The 23,104-nt window shown below is 60.2% G+C and carries 21 protein-coding genes; 13 read left to right on the forward strand and 8 right to left on the reverse strand.

All coding sequences use genetic code 11. From position 1 onward, the window contains the following. Positions 1-4: 4 nt before the first annotated feature. A complete protein-coding gene (locus CMG77_RS12930; RefSeq protein ID WP_286804254.1) occupies positions 5-268 on the reverse strand; it encodes an OadG family protein in 264 nt (87 codons plus the stop codon). A gap of 326 nt (positions 269-594) precedes the next feature. Here CMG77_RS12930 and CMG77_RS12935 point away from each other — a divergent pair, with 326 nt between their 5' ends. Further along, the gene (locus tag CMG77_RS12935) at positions 595-1,533 is read left to right on the forward strand and encodes a tRNA dihydrouridine synthase (RefSeq protein ID WP_502691909.1); all 939 of its coding nucleotides are present in this window, start codon (positions 595-597) and stop codon (positions 1,531-1,533) included. Between the two features lie 9 nt (positions 1,534-1,542). Here the strand turns inward: CMG77_RS12935 and ggt are convergent, their stop codons facing one another. From ggt to CMG77_RS12955, 4 genes are all read right to left on the reverse strand, one after another. Then, on the reverse strand, positions 1,543-3,246 hold the full coding sequence (gene ggt, locus CMG77_RS12940) for a gamma-glutamyltransferase (protein WP_286904752.1): 1,704 nt from the start codon (positions 3,244-3,246) through the stop codon (positions 1,543-1,545). Between the two features lie 334 nt (positions 3,247-3,580). Next, on the reverse strand, positions 3,581-5,404 hold the full coding sequence (locus CMG77_RS12945) for a glycoside hydrolase family 9 protein (RefSeq protein WP_286904754.1): 1,824 nt from the start codon (positions 5,402-5,404) through the stop codon (positions 3,581-3,583). 145 nt (positions 5,405-5,549) lie between these two features. Further along, positions 5,550-6,260 carry a DnaA regulatory inactivator Hda gene (gene hda, locus CMG77_RS12950; protein WP_286904756.1) on the reverse strand — a complete coding sequence of 237 codons (711 nt, stop codon included), beginning with the start codon at positions 6,258-6,260 and terminating at the stop codon, positions 5,550-5,552. Between the two features lie 40 nt (positions 6,261-6,300). After that, positions 6,301-7,659, reverse strand: coding sequence for a DUF2066 domain-containing protein (locus CMG77_RS12955; RefSeq protein WP_502691902.1), 1,359 nt, complete (start codon positions 7,657-7,659; stop codon positions 6,301-6,303). 2 nt (positions 7,660-7,661) lie between these two features. Here CMG77_RS12955 and purM point away from each other — a divergent pair, with 2 nt between their 5' ends. The 4 genes from purM (at position 7,662) to CMG77_RS12975 (ending at position 10,720) form a co-directional block, all read left to right on the forward strand. Beyond that, complete coding sequence (purM, locus tag CMG77_RS12960) at positions 7,662-8,729, forward strand: phosphoribosylformylglycinamidine cyclo-ligase (protein ID WP_286904759.1); 1,068 nt, start codon at positions 7,662-7,664, stop codon at positions 8,727-8,729. Next, positions 8,726-9,391 (forward strand): phosphoribosylglycinamide formyltransferase, encoded by a 666-nt coding sequence (purN, locus tag CMG77_RS12965; protein WP_286904761.1) that lies wholly within the window; start codon positions 8,726-8,728, stop codon positions 9,389-9,391. The genes purM and purN overlap by 4 nt, the downstream gene beginning before the upstream one ends. 103 nt (positions 9,392-9,494) lie before the next feature. Further along, positions 9,495-10,133, forward strand: a complete 639-nt coding sequence (locus tag CMG77_RS12970; protein ID WP_502691911.1) for a DUF3108 domain-containing protein — start codon at positions 9,495-9,497, stop codon at positions 10,131-10,133. Positions 10,134-10,234: 101 nt separating this feature from the next. Continuing rightward, the gene (locus tag CMG77_RS12975) at positions 10,235-10,720 is read left to right on the forward strand and encodes an FKBP-type peptidyl-prolyl cis-trans isomerase (protein WP_024459503.1); all 486 of its coding nucleotides are present in this window, start codon (positions 10,235-10,237) and stop codon (positions 10,718-10,720) included. A gap of 107 nt (positions 10,721-10,827) precedes the next feature. Here the strand turns inward: CMG77_RS12975 and CMG77_RS12980 are convergent, their stop codons facing one another. Then, a complete protein-coding gene (locus tag CMG77_RS12980) occupies positions 10,828-12,012 on the reverse strand; it encodes a M15 family metallopeptidase (RefSeq protein ID WP_123636823.1) in 1,185 nt (394 codons plus the stop codon). 474 nt (positions 12,013-12,486) lie between these two features. On the opposite strand from CMG77_RS12980, the gene CMG77_RS12985 reads away from it, so the two are divergent. From CMG77_RS12985 to CMG77_RS13015, 7 genes are all read left to right on the forward strand, one after another. Next, complete coding sequence (locus CMG77_RS12985) at positions 12,487-13,041, forward strand: NAD/FAD-utilizing enzyme (protein ID WP_286804246.1); 555 nt, start codon at positions 12,487-12,489, stop codon at positions 13,039-13,041. 112 nt (positions 13,042-13,153) lie between these two features. After that, the gene (locus tag CMG77_RS12990) at positions 13,154-14,506 is read left to right on the forward strand and encodes a c-type cytochrome (protein ID WP_286804245.1); all 1,353 of its coding nucleotides are present in this window, start codon (positions 13,154-13,156) and stop codon (positions 14,504-14,506) included. Between the two features lie 25 nt (positions 14,507-14,531). Further along, positions 14,532-16,289 carry a cbb3-type cytochrome c oxidase subunit I gene (locus CMG77_RS12995; protein ID WP_286804244.1) on the forward strand — a complete coding sequence of 586 codons (1,758 nt, stop codon included), beginning with the start codon at positions 14,532-14,534 and terminating at the stop codon, positions 16,287-16,289. Continuing rightward, positions 16,286-16,972, forward strand: coding sequence for a cytochrome c oxidase subunit 3 (locus CMG77_RS13000; protein WP_123636819.1), 687 nt, complete (start codon positions 16,286-16,288; stop codon positions 16,970-16,972). The genes CMG77_RS12995 and CMG77_RS13000 overlap by 4 nt, the downstream gene beginning before the upstream one ends. Before the next feature lie 4 nt (positions 16,973-16,976). Beyond that, the gene (locus tag CMG77_RS13005) at positions 16,977-17,657 is read left to right on the forward strand and encodes a heme-copper oxidase subunit III family protein (protein ID WP_286804243.1); all 681 of its coding nucleotides are present in this window, start codon (positions 16,977-16,979) and stop codon (positions 17,655-17,657) included. 8 nt (positions 17,658-17,665) lie between these two features. Next, positions 17,666-18,010: a cytochrome C oxidase subunit IV family protein gene (locus tag CMG77_RS13010; protein WP_286804242.1), complete on the forward strand. Its 345-nt coding sequence runs from the start codon at positions 17,666-17,668 to the stop codon at positions 18,008-18,010. Positions 18,011-18,012: 2 nt separating this feature from the next. Continuing rightward, a complete protein-coding gene (locus CMG77_RS13015) occupies positions 18,013-18,678 on the forward strand; it encodes an SCO family protein (protein ID WP_123636816.1) in 666 nt (221 codons plus the stop codon). Here CMG77_RS13015 and dcd read toward each other — a convergent pair. Next, entirely contained in the window at positions 18,659-19,228 is a 570-nt protein-coding gene (gene dcd / locus CMG77_RS13020) for a dCTP deaminase (protein ID WP_024459494.1), read from the reverse strand. The two genes, CMG77_RS13015 and dcd, sit on opposite strands and share 20 nt — an antisense overlap. Positions 19,229-19,530: 302 nt before the next feature. Between dcd and CMG77_RS13025 the strand changes: the two genes are divergently transcribed. Further along, complete coding sequence (locus tag CMG77_RS13025; protein WP_286804241.1) at positions 19,531-21,483, forward strand: family 16 glycosylhydrolase; 1,953 nt, start codon at positions 19,531-19,533, stop codon at positions 21,481-21,483. A 67-nt stretch (positions 21,484-21,550) separates the two neighbouring features. Here the strand turns inward: CMG77_RS13025 and apbC are convergent, their stop codons facing one another. Beyond that, positions 21,551-22,648, reverse strand: coding sequence for an iron-sulfur cluster carrier protein ApbC (apbC, locus tag CMG77_RS13030; protein ID WP_286804240.1), 1,098 nt, complete (start codon positions 22,646-22,648; stop codon positions 21,551-21,553). Positions 22,649-23,104: the final 456 nt, after the last annotated feature.

Genomic DNA, 23,104 nt, shown 5'->3' on the forward strand with positions numbered 1-23,104 from the left:
TCGGCTATCGGCGACGGGCGCGATGTTGCTCAATGGCGGCCTTGATTGCGGCCAGGGTTTTGTCATCGACCTTGCCCGCGGCGGGGCGGGCGGCGCTGGAGGGTTTGCGGCTGCGGGGCTCCAGAGGCGCTTGGGACTCGGGGAACCAACGGTTGATGCTGCCACTCATAAGCACCATGGCAATCACCAGCAGCGTCAAAAACACCACGACGGACCCCATGCCATACAGCATCAGGTCTACGCCTTGTTGCATCAGTGTGTCACTCATATCGGGCACCCTGTGTACGATAAGTCATTGGCTACAGCGGAACGTATCCGCGCGGGGCCACCTCGGTCCGGTGGAGCGAGGCGCGCCAATGTAGCTTGATTCCCAAAATGTGGCAACTGCGTCACATTTTTTGCCCTTGGTAGTGGCTCGAGGAGCTTTTGCCAAGCGCAAAACGGCCGGCCATTTTCTCTTATCTTTCATAAACTTACAACTTCTGGCTGCAATTGAGCCGGGATTGGGCCTGCAATGGCAACCAGATGCCGTTAAAATGGCCGCCTTTTCCACACCGGGAGTTCGGCCCAGTCATGCAATTGTTTCTCGCCCCGATGGAGGGCGTCGTCGATTATCAGGTTCGGGACCTGCTCAGCGCGCTGGGCGGGCTGGATGGCTGTGTCACCGAGTTTATCCGGGTGACCGACAGCAGCCTGCCCCGGCGGGTGTTCCTGCGCTACGCCCCGGAGATCGAGCAACACTGCCTGACCCCCAGCGGCACCCCGGTGAAGGTTCAGCTATTGGGCGGGCAGCCAGAGCCGGTGGCCCGCAATGCCCAGCGCGCGGTGGCCGCTGGCGCTACGGCCATTGATCTGAATTTCGGTTGCCCGGCCAAAACCGTGAACAAAAGTGACGGCGGAGCCTGCCTGCTGCGCGAACCGGAGCGGGTGCACGCCATTGTGGCCGCGGTGCGCAACGCGCTGCCCGACACCGTGCCGGTCAGCGCCAAAATCCGGCTCGGTTTTGACGATGCCAGCCGCTATCTCGATAACGCCCTGGCGGTTTACGAGGCNGGNGCCAACGAGCTGACCGTGCANGCGCGNACCAAGCGCGACGGCTACCGACCGCCNGCCTANTGGGAGTACATTGCNCGNATTCGGGAGGCGGTGGCNATGCCGGTGATCGCCAANGGGGANATCTGGANCCCGGAGGATTTTGAGCGCTGCCGNGCNGNGACCGGCTGCGACCGGTTTATGCTCGGGCGGGGATTACTGGCGCGGCCGGACCTGGCGCGGGCCATCAAGGCGCAGGTGGCGGGGNAAGAGTACACCCCCATGCCCTGGCGCGAGGTCTGNCAGATGCTGCACCGGTATTACCGGATGAGCCANCCTCACTGGGGNACCAAAAACGCCTCCAAGTACTGCGGCAATCGNATCAAGCAGTGGNTGATGTACTTGCAGCGCCAGTACCCGGANGCNGCCACGTTTTTTGANCAGATCAAACGCGAGCGGGAGCCGNCGCGCTTTGAGGCCGCCTTTCGCCAGGCGGCCTGAGCCANCGGNTTACTCGACTTTNTTGCGCTCNTCCAGACGGGGCTCGGCCACGCTGATAAAGCGCCCCTGTTCATCCAGGCCAATGGCCTGGGTGGAGCCATAATCGCCCAGTCGACGCAATTNATGCCCTTTTTCNTCCAGCGCGGTGCGCAGCGGAGTAATCAGGGTTTTCTCCACGAACAACTGATTGGGCCGCCACTGGTGNTGGATGCGGTCCATCACCAGCGCATCCTCCAGCGGCATGCCCAGATCGATGTGATTCACCAGCGCCTGCACCACCTGGGTAATAATGGTGGGGCCACCCGCCGCTCCCAGTGTCAGTACCGGCTTGCCATCGCGGGTCACCACCGTGGGGCTCATGCTGGACAGCGGCCGNTTNCCCGGGGCAATACTGTTGGCTTCCGCCCCCAACAGNCCNTAGGCATTGGGTTCGCCGGGCTGGGCCGAGAAGTCATCCATCTGNTTGTTCAGAATCACCCCGGTGCCCGGCACCACCACCTTGGAGCCGAAGTTGGTATTCACTGTGGCGGTAATGGCCANCCAGTTGCCATCCTGATCCGCCGTGGCGATATGGGTGGTGTGTTTGCCGAACAGCTCCTCCNGGGATTTGGGGGGCGTGCTGTGGCCNGTNACNTCGGCCACTGATTTCAATGACAGCCGCTCCCGCAGTTTGTCCGCATAGCGTTCACTGATCAGGCCTTTGGGCACAGACGCAAACGCCGGGTCGCCCAGCCAATAGGCGCGGTCGGCAAANGCCAGGCGCATGACTTCCGCCAGCAGGTGGTAGCGGTCCGCTTCTGAGAGCGCATCGACNTCAAANCCTTCGAGAATATTGAGCATCTGGGCCACATGCACACCGCCGGANCTGGGCGGNGGGAAGCCGTAAANCCGNTAACCNCGATAGTCGCTGACCACCGGCTTGCGGCGTAGCAGCTCGTAGTTCGCAAAGTCCTCCCGNGTCACGATGCCACCGTGCTCGGCCATCCAGTCGCCGACGGCTTTGGCAAAGCCACCGCCGTAAAAGTACTCGGGGCCCTCGCTGGCAATCGCACGATAGGTGCGGGCCAGATCGGGTTGGCGGATNCGGTGCCCCACCGGCCAGGGCTTACCTTCGGGGGTCAGGAAAATGGCGGCCGAGCCGGGGTACTCCAGAAGGTCCTCCGNGTGNCGCGCCAGGCGGCGGGCAAAAATGCCATCGATGGCGAAACCCTCGTCNGCGAGGGTCGCGGCCGCNTCCAGGTGCGTGGCAAAGCGGGCCTTACCGCCTTTNTTCATCATGTAATCGTAAGCGGCCACGGCGCCGGGAATCCCCACCGCGAGAGGGCCTTTTTTGCTCAGCTCGGGCCGATAGTCGCCATCGCGCACGTACATAGTGCGATGGGCTTTACCCGGGGCCATTTCCCGGCCGTCGATGGCCTCCACCCGACCGTCGGCCCAGTGCACCANGGCAAAAATTCCNCCACCGATGCCGGAGTTGTGGCCGTCCACCACCCCCAGAGTCAAGGCGGCGGCCACGGCGGCGTCNATCGCGTTGCCGCCCTCGGCGTAGGCCTTCATGGCCGCCTCGGTGGCTCTCGGCTGAACGGTGGCGACGGCCCCGCGACCGTCGGGGGTCACCGCGGCATAATCATCGGCCCGGACCAGGGCTGCCAAGGCGCTGGTGAGCAGTACCGCACTGACCCACAAGCCCTTTTTCAGTGAGCGCTGAAACATAGTGAAAATNGAATCCTGTGTTATNCAANNAGTGATAAAAGTAGTGCGAAGACTAGCATTGTGGGCCNGNAAAAACAGCANACCCCGCGTTGTGCGGGGTTTGTGTTGTGAGGGAGCGGTCACTGTGTCAGAACCAGAAGCTGTCACTGCGCCGTCCTTCGATATTCATTCCACCGATCAATTTGCCTCGGGTAATGACCCGGTGTTGAACCCAGCAAAACTGCAATAAACGGCGCATAAACATCTCCGGTTACGTCTGTCGGTCAATCGCGCAGCCATAAAAAAACCCACCGCCCCCTGGGCGTGATAATCGCCTGGGGATCAAGGTGGGTTTTTATTCGAATGCGTTGTTGGGTGACATTATACGGAAAGCCCACAGGGCCTGCCACCCAACANGCCGNTACTGGCGCTCNCTCAANACCTCCAATGCGCCGGAAACATAGACCAGCGGTGCGTTCCAGTTGATGGTGATTTCGTTGGACGCATAGCTNCACCAGTGATCCAGATAGGATTTGGCGGGCTTGTCCGACGGATAAGCGACCGGACAGTCACCGGCGTCCTGCTGGCCGCTGTGAGGGCCACCGGCCAGGAAGCCCGGAACCGGCGCAACAACAGTATCGGCCTCGGAGGGACGATGATGNATGTGTAGCGGCGTGCGCGTACCAAAACCGGTCACGTAGGAATAGCCGGTGGGATTGCGCCCCAGAACATAATCCATCAGGGACTGCGCCACCTGCAGATTTTCGGGATTGTCGCTCAACTGGTGGGCAGTCAACANCATCATCGCCATATTCATGGCCACGCCGTTGCTGCCCCAGACGAAGTCCTGTGCGCGCATGGGAACNCCGGAGGCCGATGCCCGCCACTCATCGCGCAGNTGCTGCGCCAAACCNGCCACCNTGTCCTTNACCNGCGCCTGCAGCGCCTCGGGAACCTGTTCCAGGTGGTGCGCCATGGACATCCAGGGTTGACCGACGGCATCGGCCCAGTTCGGCACCTCAATGGCGGCCTCGGCCAATTCGACCTCGTCCCAGTAACGCTGATCACCGGTGGTCAGGGCCAGCTCTACCGCGGCCCAGACAAACTCGTCCGAGAATTCATCATCGCCGTACTCGCCGGTACGTACATCCTCCGGATTGCGATAGATGACATCGGGGTTGGCTTTGGCCCAATCCCAGGCGGCCTTCGCCGCCGAGAGTGCCTGCTCGGAGAAGCCCGGGTATTCGGCCTCGTAGTCGGCGTATACGCGNCTGGCCACCGCCATGGTGGCGGCAAAGTTGAGCGCCGCCGCCGTGCCTTTCTGAACCATATAGCGNGGCTCGGTGGCCTCGTGAGGCATTACTGCACCAGAGAAGTTCAGGGTGGTCAGCTTGTGGTACACACCGCCGTCNTGCGGATCCTGCATGGTGAGCATCCAGCTCAGGTTCCACATGGACTCATCCAGCAGATCGGGGACGGCGTTGCCACTTTCCGGGATATTCAGGTCACGATCGCGATAGAACGCCGGGAAGTGCTCATAGGCGGCCANCAGGGTATAGGTGCTGATGCCCGAGTTGACGATGTACTTGTTGTAGTCGCCCGCGTCGTACCAGCCTTTGGGGCTGCTCAGCTCGGTGCCTTCCGGGCGCGCTTCAGAGGCTGCCGAGCTGTGAATGGCGACACTGTCGTCGGNGTGGCCCATGGGGCGCGCATAGTCTCCGGCGTGCTCGGCGAGAAGCTCCGTGCTGGCACGGTTAAAGTAATAGGCTTTGATGACGGCATCATTCAGCTCGCCGTATACCGCATCGCGGATTTCCAGCGGGGCCGAATCGGCCAGGCCTTCGACCCGCACCACATAGCGGCCGGGCGCCTCAACGTCAGAGAAGTCGGCCAGCTGAACCGTCTCGCCGGAGACCGGCCAGACTTTCGCCTCCCCCANCTCACTCTGGTAAACCACCTGCCCGTTGGCGGTATTCACCAGCGCAAAATCCNCNGCNGCTCCGGCCGGTACGGNGGCCACTTTCGCGGCGNGCGGNTANAAACCAAGCTGATTGACCTGAATGGCTGACGACGCGTCCGGCTCAGTTGGAGTATCTGTTTGTGCGGGATCTGACTGACAGGCGATCANNGTACTGACCAGCGCCGATAGCGCCAGCATGCGATAGACAGTGTGGGACATGGAAACACCTCATGGGCTTTTATTGGTTATGGTTTTGGNTATCGACCGATGCCACAGCCCCGGACAGACCGCTCAGCCTGTTATGGTTCCAAGGACTGTTAGCCCGGTAAGAATACCCTATTCCATTTCGCCCGTCAGGATCGACTCAGAGGTTTAACACTTTCTTTACGAAGGGGATGGTCAGTTTGCGCTGCTCGGCCAGCGAGGCATGATCCAGCCGCTGCAGGTAACAGAACAGCTCGTTCATGTCCCGGGGCACCCGCTGCAGAATATAGTGAGCCACGTCCTCGCTCAGCTCCAGNCCCCGGGCCCGGGCCCGATGGCGNAGGGCGTTCTGCTTGTCTTCATCGCTCAACGCCTGCACCTGGCAGGTAACGCCCCACTGCAGGCGCGAGCGCAGGTCCGGCAGCGCCACGGGNAGCTCCTGGGGCCCNTGCACGGCGGCCACCAGCAGATGCTTTTGGGCATCGCGTAGNCGGTTNAANAGATGAAACAGGGCCTCTTCCCAGTCGGGCTTGCCGGCAATCACTTCCAGCCCGTCGAGACAGACCAGATCCAGGTACTCCAGCCCTTCCAGCAANTCGTGGGGCGCAAAACCCACCAGCTCCCGTAGCGGGAGGTACTGAATGCTCAGGCCCGCGTCTTGCGCTTCGTGCCCCGCCGCCTGCAGCAGGTGGGTGAGCCCGACGCCCGGNTGCCCCCAGAGATAGATGAAAGGCTCCCCCTGGCCGCCTGCCTGCGCTTTCAGCAACGCCAGGGTGCGGGCGTTGGTCGCCCCTTCCGGGGCGTAGAAGTTATCAAAGGTGGCGTCGTCGTTAAGACTGACGCTCAGTGAAAGCTGTTGAGGCGTGGGCATGGCCTTGNTTGATTCTCTTTTGTNGNTGCCGGNACGGCGGTTATTGCCAGGTNTANACCANNGGGTTGGCCTGNGTCCCCNCGGGCATGAAGCGGCTNCCGGTCAGGCTGACCCGNTTNCTGTCGGCGGATGGCACNAGCCGGCCGTCGCGTTCCAGCGTNCCCAGCAGTCGCGCCTGTTCNCCCTCGGTCACCAACCGCAGGGTNAACACNCCCGGGCGAAGCGATACCAGCTCGGCNCGNCGCACCANCGCCAGGTCTTCCAGGTAGCGCTCGACCGNCTTGTAATCGCCAAAACCGTCGATGCCGCCGACTTCCATCAACACTGCATCCGGCCCCTCTTCCCGGGGNACAATGGCATAGAGNCCGGCAAAGTGATTGGCGGTTTCGTCAATCGCCTCCGCCAGCAGCCCGTTCACCGAGTCATTTCGNAGGTAGAAGGTGGGGTTGCCCAGGTCGTGATACAACTGCCAGTCGGAGCGCCACTGTCCGGCGGAGGTTTCGCTGTAGCGGCCCACCAGAATCGCCTCNGCGTCGTAACGCTGCGATGCTTTGCGAATGGTTTCCTCATCCAGAGACCAGAGTTCACGAGCGGACACCGCCAGACGGTCTTCCAGGTCATCCAGGGGCATGACCAGCGGCAAGCCTCGAGTTTCGGCGCGCGCCCTGAGCCAGTCGCGTTCTTCTGAGTNGGACACCCGNTGTAAGCCATCGCTGTCGCGACGCACCATCCAGACCAGCACGGCCGGCCGGTTGGCGGGCCAGAGGGACAGGCTCGCCGAGCGCAACAGCCGCTCCACTTCCGGCGCCGAGAATTTCATCATCAGGCGGCTGGCCGGACGCTCCTCGCCGTNGACNTCCAGAGTCTCATCGGTAGAAACGTAGTTGAACTCATAGATGAAGTCCTCGGCCCGGGACAGCGCCTCCCGCACGGCGGGATGATCACTGGCCCCGGGGTCACCGGAGACCCTCNCCATCAGTTGCTCCAGCCCGTCCCGCGCCCCGCGGCGGCGNTCGGNGGCGGACTGGGAGGCCACCAACACATCCGCGCTGTACAGGTCCACAACCTGCTCCGCCTGGGTCGGAACTGCAAACCCGCCGAGCGTCAGGCCGATGACCAGTGCCCGGAGTCCTATCTGCCAAACTGCCAATAATCGCCTCAAGATTTCGCCTCTGTCTACTCGTTGTCGGGTTACAGCTGTCGCTCGGGTTGGCGGGTAAAAGCCCGCATTGTAGCAGGCTGTCAAAATGGCGAAAGGTTCCCGTGGGTTCGGAAACCGGCACTCGCTCGCATTTCGACCATAAACTGATAGAATACGCGCCCATCGATTCGGAAACTTCCCGTCCAGCGCGGCAGCACGCTGCCGTCGTCCCGACAGCACATCAAGAGCACAGCCCATTCATGACTGAAAAACACACGCAACCGTCACTGAGTTACAAAGATGCCGGCGTCGATATCGACGCGGGTGAAGCCCTGGTAGACCGCATTAAAGGTGTNGCCAAACGCACCAGCCGCCCCGANGTCATGGGNGGGNTNGGTGGNTTTGGCGCCCTGTGCGANCTGCCNAAAGGCTACCGCGAGCCGGTGNTGGTNTCNGGAACCGACGGGGTGGGCACCAAGCTGCGCCTGGCCATGAACCTCCAGCGCCACGACACNATTGGCATCGATCTGGTCGCCATGTGTGTGAACGANCTGGTGGTGGCNGGGGCGGAACCGCTGTTTTTCCTGGANTACTANGCCACGGGCAAGCTGAACGTGGATGTGGCGGCGGATGTGGTCACCGGNATTGGTGCCGGCTGTGAACAGGCCGGCTGCGCTCTGGTCGGGGGCGAGACGGCGGAAATGCCGGGCATGTACGAAGGCGACGACTANGACCTGGCGGGCTTTTGCGTCGGNGTGGTGGAGAANTCNGAAATCATNGATGGCTCNAAAGTGGCCGCCGGTGACACCCTGATTGGTCTGGCCTCCAGCGGACCGCACTCCAACGGCTACTCCCTGATTCGCAAAATCATTGAAGTGAGCGACGCCGACCTGACTCAGGACTGCGANGGTCAGCCNCTNAGNGAAGCNCTGATGGCGCCCACCCGCATTTATGTCAAATCGCTGCTCAAACTGATCCGCGAACTGGATGTCCACGCCCTCTCCCACATTACCGGNGGCGGNCTGCTGGAGAANATCCCCCGGGTACTGCCCGCCAACAGCAAGGCGGTGATCGACACCCAGAGCTGGCAGNTGCCCGCNGTTTTCCGCTGGNTGCAGCAGGCCGGCGGCGTGGCGCCCCGGGAAATGTACCGCACCTTCAACTGCGGCGTGGGCATGGTGATTGCCCTGCCGAAGGCCCAGGAAGCCGACGCCCTGGCCNTGCTCAANGCNGCNGGCGAAGANGCCTTTGTGGTCGGACANATTGCCGAGGCGCAGGAGGGCGAAGCCCGCGTTGAGTTGACCTCNTTAGAGGGGAGCGACGCTTGAGTTCANCCCAACCGACCCGGGTCGTGGTGCTGATCAGCGGCAGCGGCTCNAACCTGCAAGCCCTGATTGACGGCCANCNGCGCGGCCAACTNCCGATCGATATTGTCGCGGTCATCAGCAACCGGCCCGCCGTGCGCGGGCTGCTGAGGGCCGAACANGCGGGCATTCCCGCCNAAGTACTTGATCATACCCGGTACGACTCCCGCGAAGCCTTTGACACCGCGTTACAGGAATGCATTGACCACTACCGACCGGAACTGGTGGTTCTGGCCGGCTTCATGCGTATTTTGACGCCCACCTTTACCNGCCACTATGAAGGTCGGATGCTCAACATCCACCCCTCACTGCTGCCCAAGTACCAGGGCCTGCACACCCACCAACGAGCGCTGGANGCCGGTGAGAGCGANCACGGGGTCACGGTGCACTTTGTGACCGCCGAGCTCGATGGCGGCCCACCCGCCGTCCAGGCGCGCGTGCCGGTGCTCCCGGGCGANGACGCCGAGTCACTCGCGGCGCGGGTTCAGAGCCAGGAACACGTCATTTACCCCCTGGCGGTGNAGTGGTTTGCCGAGGGGCGATTGCGCATGGAATCCGGCCGGGCGTTATTGAATAACGAACCTTTAGGGCCAAATGGGTATCTAATGGACACAACCCAGTCTTAAACAGGACGTACAGGAGCCTTTTATGCCCCTCAAGCACGTATTGCTGCGCACCCTAGCCACCGTCGGNTTGACCGCCCTGCTCGCCGCGAGCGTCAGTGCGGAAATGCCCAAAAGCTTTGAAAACGAGTACTCCACCCGTATTTTCGGCATCAAGGTCACCGTTACCCACAAGCTGACGGACCTCGAAGATGGCGGCCAGCAGCTGCGCTTCGAGGCGGACTCCTGGATCGGCAATATTGAGGAAATCTCCCAGTTTGACTGGGTAGACGGCGTGGTTCAGCCCCGCAAATACTTCTACAAGCGCCGCGGTCTGGGCCGCGACCGGGATGCCGAGCTGACCTTCAACTGGGACAAGGAGCGGGTGATCAATGATGTCCAGGGTAAAAGCTGGGCCATGGATATCCGCAAGCNTGTCCAGGACAAGCTGAGCTACCAGATTCAGCTCCAGAAAGACCTGATCGAGGGCCGAAACAACCTGAAGTACGCCATTGCCGATGGCGGCCAGATGAAGGAATACCGGTTTGAAATTGTCGCCGAAGAGCGACTGGATACCCCCATGGGTGAGGTGGATACCGTCAAAGTCATGCGCAGCCGCGACGATGACGATCGGGTCACCTACGCCTGGCTGGCGCCCAAATGGGACTATTTGCTGGTGCGTCTGGAGCAGCAGGAAGACGGTGATTCACACACGATTGACATCGATAAAGCCCGAGTTAACGGCAAAAACATCGAATCCTTCTGAATCTTCGAACATTTTTGGGCGTCCGGCGGTTGTATTCTGCCGCCACCGTCCCCATCAACGTTTAACGCGTTTTCATTCACCCGCAACCAATAGGTTAATTTATGAGCATTTCCAACAACAGCGTCGTCAGCTTTCACTACACCCTGACCGACAGTGAAGGCAAGCAGCTGGACCAGTCCAATGACGAGCGTGGTCCGCTGGTTTACCTGCACGGCGCTGGCAACATCATCCCCGGCCTGGAAAAGCAGCTGGAAGGCAAGAGCGTGGGTGACAAACTGACCGCCCAGGTACCGGCCGCCGAAGCTTACGGCGAGCGCAGCGACAACCTGATCCAGGAGCTGCCGGCCAACATGTTTACCGGCGTTGAGAAAGTGGAAGTGGGCATGGAGTTTCAGGCCCAGACCGAGCAGGGCACCCAGATCGTACGCGTAGCGGCCGTTGAAGGTGACACCGTCACTATCGATGCCAACCACCCGCTGGCCGGCGTTGACCTGAACTTTGACGTGGAAGTCACCGATGTGCGTGACGCCACCGAAGAAGAGATCTCCCACGGCCACGTGCACGGCCCGGAAGGTCACGAGCACTAAGCGCCCAGCGCTTGCTGCCGGGGTGCACACCGCGCACCCCACGAAAAAGCCCCTGACGCCAGGCGTTCAGGGGCTTTTTGCTGTCTGCAACGGCGTAAATGACGCCGTCACACCACCTTGATATGCCAGGGCTCGAAACGCACCCCGTAGTGGTTGTCCTTGGTGTAGCGGATCTGTACGTAGCCCAGGTCCTGCATCCGCTTGAATTCGTCGGTTTCGGCAAACTTGTCGGTAAAGTTGGAGTACCCCCAGCCCACGCGGCCCACATCGAAGTCACCGATCCCGTGGTAGCTGTGGCCCGGTGGCGCCAGTGAGCGCGAAGCCTTGGACAGGTTGTAATTGGACTCAAGGCACTTGGCCACAAACAGGTGCATCTGCTTGACGTTGCCACGAACCCCGGAAGTCAGGATGACACTGTCCCCGATATCCCGGCGCAGTTTGTCGTAATAGGCCGCCGAATCGCCCCGCAGCAGATAGTGGCCGGAATAAGGAATTTTGATGGTTTCACGCGGTGGAATCTTGGCGGTCAGCTCGGTAGTGACCTTTTCGCCATAGAACCCGTATTTTTTGGCCTCAGTGAAGAACAGCTTCTCGATCATCTGGAATTCGGCCGGGGTGAAGGCCCCCACTTCCGAAAACCGTTTGCCGTACTTGAACAGCTCATCGAAGCTCAGCAGGTTGTAGTTGCCGTGCCCCACCAGGCGCTCGGCCCGCTTCAGGCGCACAAACAGCGAGTGCAGTACCGGCTTTTCGGTTTCGGTCAGGAAGATATCGTCAATGAAATCGCCATTGAAGTTCCGGACCTTTTCCAGCACGCGGGCGTGCGCCTCACCTTCCGCGACCTGGCCCGAATGGTCGGCTGAGTGACTGTGACCACTGCAACAGCTCTCCCGGTCTGCCTGGGCCAGGTTCTGCTCGACCGCCTCCACCAGAGAACTGCTCTGGATCGAGCGCTCTTCGGTCAGGGCATCCAGCGACGGCAGGTCAACCGCATCNGCCACCGTCGCGCGAACCCGGGAGGCCGGAGGGGACACCGGCGCGCCGATCCCCTCTTCGCCGTCAGGAATGGCAAAGGGATCTCCGTCCAGGTCGTAGCCGTCTTCCGCCAACGTCTCACGAGCCTGGCTGCTATTCTCCGCCATTTGCCAGAGGTATGCGTTGCCGGCGGTAAAGCCAACCCCGGATACAAAGCCAACCAGTAGATCTCTGCGTTTCACCGTTCCTCTCTCGAACTTACTGCATTCTTTAATTGACGCGCCGCCAAACGCGGTTGGCGGGTACCGATAGTTCATTCTTGTTGAGCTCGACGCATCGGCGGATCGCCGGGAACACGAATCAGCGCTAAAAACAACCGCCTACGTCACACTCGTGGCCCAACTATAGCGTATTCCCAGCCATTTTTCAGCGGCCGCTTATATCAATTCGGCTGGTTATCACCGTTATCTATAAAGAACGTTCTTAACACAGGATTTGGCGGCCAGGGCCCTGAAAACTTTAGCCTTGCGCCGAGAAGGGCCCGGCTAGATGATCTTTTCATAACCACCGGCGGGCTAACAAAGCCACATCATAAAAACCGCAAAAATCGGGGGCTTTTATACGCTTACGATGTAAGCTCGCTAACCCCTTATACCCAATCATTCAAGCCCCCCAGTTGGCCCCCACGGCGCTGAAATAGCCCCCCAACGCCGCTGCTATACTTCATCTGAGGCCGTCAAGCTGTCAGCCCCGGAGCCAGTGCATCCACACCCAAACCATAGGTGACACGCATGAGACGCCATTTTTACTTGAGTGAGGACCTGGATGACCTTGAGCGCCTGGAGAGCGACCTGGAAGCTCGGGGCATTGCCCGCCCACAGATCCATATCCTGAGCAATAACGACGCTGGTCTGGAGTCCCATCACCTCCATCAGGTGGAATCGTTGTTGCGCAAGGATGTGATTCACTCGGGCAAAATCGGTTTCCTGGTTGGCCTGGTTGCCGCGGCCATTCCCCTGGTCGTCGCCTACATTGTCGGGCTGAGCGAAGGTTACCTGTGGATTCCGGTGATTTTCCTGTCGATCATCCTGCTGGGCTTCTGTACCTGGGAGGGCGGTCTGATCGGCATTCAGAGACCAAACCACCAGTACCTGAAATTTGAGCGCGCCATCAACTCCGGACGGCACCTGCTGATTGTGGATGTGGACCCGGGGCAGGAAAAGCGGCTGATGAAAATCATCGCCGATCACCCCAATGTCGAAGATATGGGTCTGGGCGAGTCGGTGCCGGGCTGGGTGGTCGGTGCCCAGAAACAGTGGCACAAGTTTATCCGCTGGGCGCCCTGACAGGCCGACTCTCTTCCTTCGGCGGTCCACGAAGGGGTCGCCACCGTCGGGCGACCCCCGGCCCCGGCCGGTCTGCCGCCCCAACCGATAACAAAGGCAGCGGAGCACCGCCATGGTTCTGGTAATCGTTCTGGTGTTACTGGTTGCAGGCACCCTGCTGTTTCATTTCGTCAGCCCCTGGTGGTTTACCGCCCTGGCGTCCAACTGGGGCAATATCGACAGCACCGTTGAAATCACCTTCTGGGTGACCGGTTTTGTGTTTATTGCGGTCAACCTGTTCATGGCCTATGCCATATTCCGCCATCGATTCCGCAGGGACCGCAAAGCGCACTACGAACCCGAGAACAAGCCACTGGAGCTGTGGCTGACCGTCATAACCAGCGTCGGCGTGGCAGCCATGCTGGCCCCGGGGCTGTTTGTCTGGGCCAAATTTGTGGACCCTCCCGAGGACGCCGCTCATTTTGAGGTGCTCGGCCAACAGTGGCATTGGACGTTCCGCTTCCCCGGTGAGGACGGCCAGTTGGGCCGCACCCATCCGCACTTCATGAGTGAGCAGAACCCTTTCGGTCTGGATCCGGGCGATCCCGCCGGCCAGGACGATCGGCTGGTGTTCAACAACGAACTGCACCTGCCGGTCAATCAGCCGGTCAAGGCCCTGCTGCGCTCCCGCGATGTGCTGCACAACTTCGGTGTCCCCCAATTCCGCGTCAAAATGGACATGGTGCCGGGTATGGTGAGTTATCTGTGGTTCGAGCCCTCGCGGGACGGGCGCTTCGACATTCTGTGCATGGAGCTGTGTGGCATGGCCCATCACACCATGCGCGGTCAGGTGGTCATCGAGCCACGCGAGGACTTTGACCGCTGGCTGGCCAGCCAGCCGACCTTTGCTGACACTCAGGACGACGATCACGCCGATCCGCAGCGGGGCGCCCAACTGTATGGCGTGTGTGCCAGCTGTCACGGTCCGGAGGGCGGCGGCAACGCGAACATGAACGCGCCACGGCTCAGCCACCTCGACCCCTGGTACCTCGAACGGCAATTGCACTTTTACAAAACCGGCGTGCGCGGCAGTCACGAAGCGGACCGTTTCGGTCAGCAGATGGCCGGCATGATGGCCACACTGCCGGATCGACAGGCAATGAGGGATGTAGCCGCGCATATCGATTCCCTGACCAGCGAGACTCCCGACACCAGCGTGACTGGCGATGCACAGCGGGGCGAGCGCCTGTATCGCAACTGCAGCAGCTGTCACGGCGATCGAGGCGAGGGAAACTACGCCACCAATGCGCCAGCACTGGCCGGTCAACACGACTGGTACTTACGCCGCCAACTCGAGCACTTCAAGCAGGGAGTACGAGGCAGCCACAAGGGCGACTACTACGGCACCCAGATGACATTGATGGCCAGAACCCTGCACGACAAGCAGGCCATTGATGACCTGTTGGCCTACATCAATCAATTGTAAACCGAGCACTGTCTGAGGATCGGGTATGAAATACACCGCTCTGGCCGATCAACCGGTGGCCACCCACGAGCCCACCGGATTTATCAGCAAGTACATCTGGAGTCAGGATCACAAGGTCATTGCCATTCAGTACGCATTGACCGCCGTGTTTGTCGGTCTGGTGGCTCTGACGCTATCGGCCCTGATGCGTTTGCAACTGGGTTTCCCGGACACCTTTGATTTCATCAACCCGAATTCCTACCTGCAGTTTGTCACCATGCACGGGATGATCATGGTGATCTATCTGCTGACGGCGATTTTATTGGGCGGCTTTGGCAATTATCTGATCCCGCTGATGATCGGCGCCCGGGATATGGTCTTTCCCTACCTCAATATGCTCAGCTACTGGACCTACCTGCTGGCAGTCATTGTGCTGATGGCGAGCTTTTTTGTGCCGGAGGGACCCACCGGGGCCGGCTGGACACTCTACCCGCCGCAGACCATTCTCAAAGGCACGCCGGGGTATGAGTGGGGCATCATCTGCATGCTCGCCTCACTGGCCATTTTCATCGTTGCCTTCACCATGGGCGGACTCAATTACGTCACCACCATTCTGCAGGCGCGCGCCGCCGGCATGACCCTGATGCGCATGCCGCTGACCCTGTGGGGCATTTTCATTGCCACCATCATGGGGCTGCTGGCCTTCCCCGCCCTGCTGGTCAGCGCCATCATGATGCTGCTGGACAAGACCGTAGGCACCAGCTTTTTCATGCCCGCCCTGGTATCCCTTGGGGAGTCCCTGGACTACTCCGACGGCAGCCCGCTGCTGTTCCAGCATCTGTTCTGGTTTTTCGGTCACCCGGAAGTGTACATCGTCGCCCTGCCCGCCTTCGGCATCGTGTCCGATATTCTCGCCACTCACGCGCGAAAAAACATTTTCGGTTACCGAATGATGGTGTGGGCCATTGTCATTATCGGACTGCTCAGCTTCGTCGTCTGGGCGCATCATATGTACGTCAGCGGCATGAACCCGACGTTCGGGTTTTTCTTTGCCACCACCACCCTGATCATCGCCGTACCCACCGCGATCAAGGTCTACAACTGGGTGCTGACGCTGTGGCGAGGCAACATCCATCTGACGGTGCCCATGTTGTTCGCCATTGGTTTTATTTTTACCTTCACTCATGGCGGTCTGAGCGGTCTCTTTCTTGGCAATGTGGTGGTGGATCTGCCGCTGTCCGATACGTACTTTGTGGTGGCGCACTTTCATATGGTCATGGGGGTTTCCCCCATCATGGTTCTGTTCGCCGCCATCTATCACTGGTACCCCCTGATCACCGGGCGCATTCTGCATCAGGGGCTGGGCAAACTGCACTTCTGGGTAACCTTTCTCGGTACCTACGCCATTTATCTTCCCATGCACTACCTGGGCTTTCTCGGCGTGCCCCGCCGCTATTACGCCATGGGGGAGACCGGTTTCGTGCCGGACTCCGCCCAGACCCTCAACGCGGGCATTACCGTTTCCGCACTGATCGTCGGTCTGGCCCAGCTTATCTTCATCATCAACCTGTTCTGGAGCCTGAAACGGGGCTCACCGTCCGAGCGCAATCCCTGGCACGCCACCACACTGGAGTGGCAGACCCCCGATATGCCACCCCGGCATGGTAACTGGGGGCCGGAGAGCCCGAAGGTCTACCGCTGGGCTTATGCCTACAGCGTTCCGGACTGCGAGGACGATTACCTTCCCCAGAACCTCCCCCCGGATCAGGTTCGCAAACATCCAACACAGGAGGCGTCGTCATGAAACTCTGGCACGCACTGACGGAAAAATCCTGGCTCGAAGAATCCGTGCCAGCCAACGCTCCGTTTGATTCACCGCAGCGGGAGTTTCAGAGTCGCCGGATCGCGTTGACGTTGTTTCTGGCGATCGCCACGGTACTGTTTTCCCTGTTTGCCGTGACCTTTCTGACCCACTCCCAATACCCCGGTTTTGAAGCCCTGGCCGGGGACGCCTGGCGCCCGCTGAGCAACACGACGCGGCTCTGGGTGAATACGGGGCTGCTGGTGTTCAGCAGTGTGCTGATGCAGGTTTCCCTGAACGCGGCCAGGGCCAGTCAGCCCGGCCTGAGTCTGGCGGCCTTACTCGGCGCCGGCTTTCTCGCACTGCAATTCCTGATTGCCCAGGTGTGGTTATGGCAGATCCTCAGCGACATGGGGTATGGGGTACGCAGCAACCCGGCGAGCAGTTATTTCTTCCTGTTCACCGGCGTTCACGGTATTCATCTGTTGATCGGGCTGGGTGTCCTGTATCGGCCGCTGCGACATATGTGGCGAGCCGAAGCGGCCCGGACCATCATCGACAGTCTGCGCCTGTGCGCGCTCTATTGGCACTATCTGCTCGCGGTCTGGGTGTTGCTGTTCTGGCTTCTGACCCGTTCGGCGGATACCTATCGAGCCCTGGCCATCCTGTGCGGACTGGAGGCCTAGTTCCATGAGCACCGATAAACCCGACACTCCTCTCAACCCCTCTGGCTGGGACAGTCTGGTCGTCGACTGGTCGGCCGACAAGCAGGCCTTCGATATGCCCTGGGGCAAACTGATGATGTGGGTGTTTCTCGTCGGTGACACCTTCATTTTCAGCCTGTTTCTGATCGGCTATATGTCGGTGCGCATGTCAGCCTCGGAGCCCTGGCCCCCGGCCAGCGAAATCTTCGCCATGGAATTGTTTGGCGCCCACCTTCCGCTGTTACTCATCGCCATCATGACGTTCATTCTGATTACCAGCAGCGGCACCATGGCCATGGCGGTGAACTGGGCGTATCGATGCGAGCGGCAGAAGACTTTTATATTCATGTTGCTGACCGCGCTTCTCGGGGCAAGCTTTGTCGGGCTTCAGGCGTTTGAGTGGACCAAGCTGATTGTCGAAGAGGGCATTCGCCCCTGGGGCAACCCGTTTGGCGCCGAGCAGTTCGGCGCGGTGTTTTTCATGATCACCGGCTTTCATGGCCTGCACGTTACCGGCGGCGTCATCTACCTGGCGATTGTGGCATTCAAGGTCCGCCGCGGGGACTACGAAAAAAAAGGCTACGAAATCGTCGAGATCGCAGGCCTTTACTGGCACTTTGTCGACCTGGTCTGGGTGTTTATTTTCGCCTTCTTCTATCTGTGGTGAGGTGAGTTATGAGTCATGTGGAAACCGTCGGCCAACAGCACCCGATCGGCCTTTACCTCAAGGTATGGCTACTGCTCTTTGTCCTGAGCCTGTTCTCCTACCTGGTGGACTATTTTCAATTGCAAGGGACGTTGCGCTGGTCCCTGATTCTGTTGTTCATGATGCTCAAGGCCGGCCTGATCGTGTCAATATTCATGCACTTTGCCTGGGAACGCTTCGCGCTCAAGTTCATCGTCATCGTGCCACTGTTTGCCATCCTGGTTTTCATTGCCCTGATGGCCATCGAAGCGAACTACATCGACTGGAGCCGCCTGACGTTCCTCAGTTTCCAGTGGAGCGGTGGGAGCCCCTGACCATGCGCCGCTGGATCCTGGTCGCCACAGGCCTGCTGTTGATTCTGTCCGGCGCCACGGGCTATCACATCCTGACCCATTATGCCCCGCCGCCAACCTTGCAGGGCGCGTACCTACAGCCCGCCCGAAAACTCGACGCGTTCACTTTGCTGGACCATCATGGTTCGCCCTTCGACCGCTCGGACCTCAAGGGGCAGTGGCACCTGATCTCTTACGGCTATACCCACTGCCCGGATATATGCCCCACCACGCTGGTCCAGGTAGCGGACATGATGGCGTTATTGGAGCAGACGGAAGACTATCAGGACCTGAGAGTATTGTTTTACAGCGTGGATGGGGACCGGGACCGGCCCGAGGTGCTCGCGCAGTATGTGCCCTACTTTCATCCACAGTTCATTGGTCTGACCCGCGCCGAGCAGAGCCGCCGACAGCATAAGAATTTTGAGCAGGGGTTGGGGATAATGGCTCGAGTGGGGCCGGAGGGTGTGGAGCACGGGCTGATGTTGTTTTTACTCAACCCGAGGGCGCAACTGCAGGCGGTATTCAAACCCCAGCGCAACGAGCGCGGTAATTATCAGTTCAGCGTGAGTCAGCTACTGAAAGATTACCGCGCTGTGCGGGACTATTACGCAACCCAGGCCGACGCGATCAGGTCTTGGGCAGAGTGACGCCGCGCTGGCCCTGGTATTTCCCACCCCGGTCCCGATAAGACGTCTCGCACACCTCATCTGACTCGAAGAACAGCATCTGGGCGACGCCTTCGTTCGCATAGATTTTCGCCGGCAGGGGCGTGGTGTTGGAGAACTCGAGGGTCACATGGCCCTCCCACTCGGGCTCGAGTGGAGTCACGTTGACTATTATGCCGCAGCGGGCGTAGGTCGATTTGCCCAGACACACCGTCAGAATGTTGCGCGGAATCCGGAAGTACTCCACGGTCCGGGCCAGGGCAAAGGAATTCGGCGGAATGATACACACATCACTCTTGACGTCGACAAAGCTGTTATCGTCGAAGTTCTTGGGGTCGACTACCGATGAGTAGACATTGGTAAAGATCTTGAACTCGTCGGCACAGCGCACATCGTAGCCATAGCTGGAGGTGCCGTAGGAAATCATCCGCTCGCCGTTTGCGTCATAGCGCACCTGCCCCGGCTCAAAGGGCTCAATCATGCCTTCCTGCTCCGCCATGCGGCGCATCCATTTGTCAGACTTGATACTCATCGGGTTCTCCCACAGAGGGCGATTCAGTTGAAAATGAAGGGAGCGCATCATAGCGGTTTTCACGCCCAAATCCCACCTTTGCAAGGCCCCGTTCGGCCGACGCAACACCCAATGCCCGAAAACACAGCCCTGGCGGGAATATGCGGTGTCCCACTTTACGCCGGGCCATGTCCCTCTTTGATTCACACGCCAAAGTGGGACGACCCACTACCGGCCGGGGCGTAAGTTGACACTGCGGTTTTTTGAGCAGGGCCGCACAACAACCGCGATACCATTTTTATATATAACAAAGGTAAAACGGCATGAGATATAACCATAAGACACCTGTCTCCGACGCCCAACGTCGCGACAACACGCCATCGGTCAAACGCTCCCTGGGGCTATCCGCTGCATTGGCGGGCATTCTGGCCTTTTCGGCCGGCACCGCCCAGGCCCAGCAGTGCCAGAACCTGGTCTGGAGTGACGAGTTCGACGGCTCCCAGTTAGACACCAGCGCCTGGGATATCCAGGAAGGTGACGGCTGCCAGTACGGTATCTGCGGCTGGGGCAACAATGAGCTGCAGTCCTACAGCGCCAACAACCTTGACGTCTCCAACGGCACTCTCAAGATCACCGCCCGCAAGGAACGGGTCAAGGCTCTGAACTATACCTCTGGACGCATTCGTACAGCGAATATGCCGGCCAGCGGCCAGTGGACCAATGGCCGTTTTGAGGCGCGCCTCAAGCTGCCGGAAGGTCAGGGCCTGTGGCCAGCGTTCTGGATGCTGCCCACCGACCCGGACGTGGGCTGGCCGATGAGCGGTGAAATCGATATTCTCGAGTCTACCGGCCAAGCGTCCATGCTCGCCCACGGCACCATTCATTACGGCGAACCCTGGCCCGACAACTCCTTTACCGGCGCCCATATCCTGAGCCAACCGGCAAAGTGGTCCGACGACTTCCATACCTACGCGGTGGAATGGACCCCCTTTGAAATGCGCTGGTACGTCGATGACATCCTCTACTCGACCATCTCCTCCTCTGACCTGGAAGACAGCAGCTGGTGGACCTTTGAAAACTACCAGTATCACTTCCTGCTTAACCTCGCTGTCGGCGGCACCTGGGGCGGCACGCCCGATGACAGCATCTTCCCGGTCACCATGGAGGTGGACTACGTTCGCGTCTATGACCAGGGCCAGCCGGCCATCGACGGACCGCACATTGTGGCGCCGAACGAGCAGGCCACTTACGAGCTGACAGGCGAAATCGGCACCGACAGCACCTATACCTGGAGCGTACCGGCAGGGGCGACCTTATCCGGCCAGGGTACGGCGACCGCACAGGTGGACTACACCGGTGCAACCTCGGGCGACCTGTCCGTTGAGGTCTCCAACAGCTGCGGCACTCACACGCTGAACATTCCGGTATTCATCGAACCGGACCACGGGGTTGAAACCGTACTGGATGACTTCGACGGAAACAGCGCACTGACCTACACCAGCTATACCGGCACGTTTGATACCACCGGCGGTGTTCTGACTTATACCCGCGATGGCGCCAGCCAGTGGGATGTGATTGCTACCACCACCAACGCTCTGCCGGATGTTGCACCCTTCCTGAGCGGCGATAAAGCCTTCGTGATGGACATTAACAACACCGATCCGAGCCTGGTGGGCAAGCAGATCCTGGTTCAGCTGGAAAACACGGCCACCGCCACTCCGGACAATTACCCCACCGGTCGTCACAGCAAGTATGAAGCTTTCGTTGAGCATTCCAACGGCGCCCAGACCCTGCGTTTCCGCCTGGCCGACCGAATCGACGGCGAAACGACCAACACTGATGTCGACTCCGTCATCTTCCTGATTGATCCGGATGCCTTTACGTCCGACACCTATGTGATCGACAACATTGCGATCCTGGGCGTCGGTGGTTCCACCGGTGGTGATGGTGGCAGTGGCGACGAACAGGCCAGCTCTGTTGTGGTCAGCAGCGTCAGCACCGGCACCGAAAGCGCCGGACGCGGTCAGAAGTTTGGCACCGCCACCGTGACCATCGCGGACGATCTGGGCAACCCGGTCAGCGGCGCCACCGTAACCGGTGATTTCTCCGGCACCTGGAGTGAGACCCAGTCCGCTACTACCGACGCCAATGGCGTGGCCAGCTTTATTACCAGCACCACCGCCAGTGGCGGTGTCACGGTCAACTTCTGTGTCAGCGACATCACCGACACAACACTGACCTTCGACAGCGCCAACAGCACCGGCACCTGTCAATAATCCCCGTTAAAGGGTCACACCTACCTGTCCGGTGACTTTAGTCGCCGGACAGGTTTCTCTACCCCCGCTAATCTTCGACAACGGCTATCTCGGGCCCGCCCGAGCCGCCGGACTGCTGCCATAAGGTAGCCCCCAGCGTCCGGGCAATAGCGCGATAACGCTGACTGATCGCCGAGTCCGCGTCATCGGCCACCGTGGGTGTACCGCTGTCAGTGGTTTCCCGAATGGACAGATCCAGAGGCAGCGACCCCAAGAGCCGCGTGTCGTAATCCCGGGCAATGCGCTCACCGCCCCCGGCACCGAAAATGTGTTCTTCGTGACCACAGTTGGAGCAGACATGGACCGCCATGTTCTCCACCACGCCCAACACCGGCACCTTAACCTTGCGGAACATCTCAATGCCTTTCTGGGCATCCAGCAGGGCAATATCCTGAGGAGTGGTGACAATCACCGCACCAGTAACCGGCACTTTCTGAGACAGCGTCAGTTGAATATCCCCGGTGCCCGGCGGCATATCGACAATCAGGTAGTCGACATTGTCCCAACGGGTCTGGGTCAGCAGTTGCTGCAGCGCCCCACTGACCATGGGCCCACGCCAGACCATAGGGGTCTGCTCGGTGACCAGGTAACCCATGGAGATGGACTGAATGCCGTGGGCTTCGATGGGCACCATCATCTGTTTACCGTCAACTTCCACCACCTCGGGCCGGCGCTGGCCCACGCCGAGCATTTTGGGCTGACTGGGGCCGTAGATATCGGCATCGAGAATACCCACCCGGGCGCCTTCGGCGGCCAGAGCCAAGGCGAGATTGACGGCGGTGGTGGATTTGCCCACCCCACCCTTGCCGGAGGCGACGGCGATGATGTTCTTCACCCCGGGGATTTCACCCCCGGTATTGGCGCCGCCCCGGGCGGGAATGGCCCAGTCGATATTGACCGCGACTGAGTCCACGCCGTCAATTGACGACACGGCTTCATTGACTGCCCCCGCCAATTCCTCTGCGACACCCTCGGCGGGGTAGCCCAATGTGAGAGAGATTTCGGCTTCTCCGGCGTCCAGGTGAATTTCGGGGGTCACGCCCAATTCACCCAAAGACAGACCTGTTGTGGGGTCTTTCACGGTTTTTACGGCGTTTTCGATGTTGGTTTGAGTGTTTTCAGACATAAATCCTGGGTTCCATTGAGTGTTGGTGGCCTGCTTGTAGTCCGACCCAGGAGGGGGGAGCCCCATCGGAGACCCGCCGTGAACCCATCCATGGGGGCTTCTCGTCGGCATCCATGCCTTCGAGAGTCTCCGATGGGGCTCCCCCCTCCTGGGCCTCAGTGCCAACTTGCACGTAAGGTGGATAAGCCAAAGGCGTCATCCACCAAAAAACCGGCCATCTGTGAATTACCTTCGGTTACGGCGGGTGCGCGCTTTGCGCTCCGAAACGTCGGACCGACCCGCCCTACGCCGACACATGGCATGTACCAAGATGGAGGCTGCCCGCGGATTACCACCTGCATTGCAAAGTGGCACTGAGGCCGAGACGGGGAAGGGTGTTTGGAAACTCTCGGAGGCAGGGAGCCGACGAGAAGCCTACAGGGATGTATTCACGGCGGGTTTCCAAACACCCTTCCC

Source organism: Marinimicrobium sp., assembly GCF_002695945.1.
Lineage (GTDB): Bacteria > Pseudomonadota > Gammaproteobacteria > Pseudomonadales > Cellvibrionaceae > Marinimicrobium > Marinimicrobium koreense.

Bases quoted from the DNA above. Each gene is read 5' to 3' on its own strand.
- CMG77_RS12930 (WP_286804254.1), bottom strand. From the start codon at position 268: ATGAGTGACACACTGATGCAACAAGGCGTAGACCTGATGCTGTATGGC.
- CMG77_RS12975 (WP_024459503.1), top strand. From the start codon at position 10,235: ATGAGCATTTCCAACAACAGCGTCGTCAGCTTTCACTACACCCTGACC.
- CMG77_RS12985 (WP_286804246.1), top strand. From the start codon at position 12,487: ATGAGACGCCATTTTTACTTGAGTGAGGACCTGGATGACCTTGAGCGC.
- CMG77_RS12990 (WP_286804245.1), top strand. From the start codon at position 13,154: ATGGTTCTGGTAATCGTTCTGGTGTTACTGGTTGCAGGCACCCTGCTG.
- CMG77_RS12995 (WP_286804244.1), top strand. From the start codon at position 14,532: ATGAAATACACCGCTCTGGCCGATCAACCGGTGGCCACCCACGAGCCC.
- CMG77_RS13000 (WP_123636819.1), top strand. From the start codon at position 16,286: ATGAAACTCTGGCACGCACTGACGGAAAAATCCTGGCTCGAAGAATCC.
- CMG77_RS13005 (WP_286804243.1), top strand. From the start codon at position 16,977: ATGAGCACCGATAAACCCGACACTCCTCTCAACCCCTCTGGCTGGGAC.
- CMG77_RS13010 (WP_286804242.1), top strand. From the start codon at position 17,666: ATGAGTCATGTGGAAACCGTCGGCCAACAGCACCCGATCGGCCTTTAC.
- CMG77_RS13015 (WP_123636816.1), top strand. From the start codon at position 18,013: ATGCGCCGCTGGATCCTGGTCGCCACAGGCCTGCTGTTGATTCTGTCC.
- dcd (WP_024459494.1), bottom strand. From the start codon at position 19,228: ATGAGTATCAAGTCTGACAAATGGATGCGCCGCATGGCGGAGCAGGAA.
- CMG77_RS13025 (WP_286804241.1), top strand. From the start codon at position 19,531: ATGAGATATAACCATAAGACACCTGTCTCCGACGCCCAACGTCGCGAC.
- apbC (WP_286804240.1), bottom strand. From the start codon at position 22,648: ATGTCTGAAAACACTCAAACCAACATCGAAAACGCCGTAAAAACCGTG.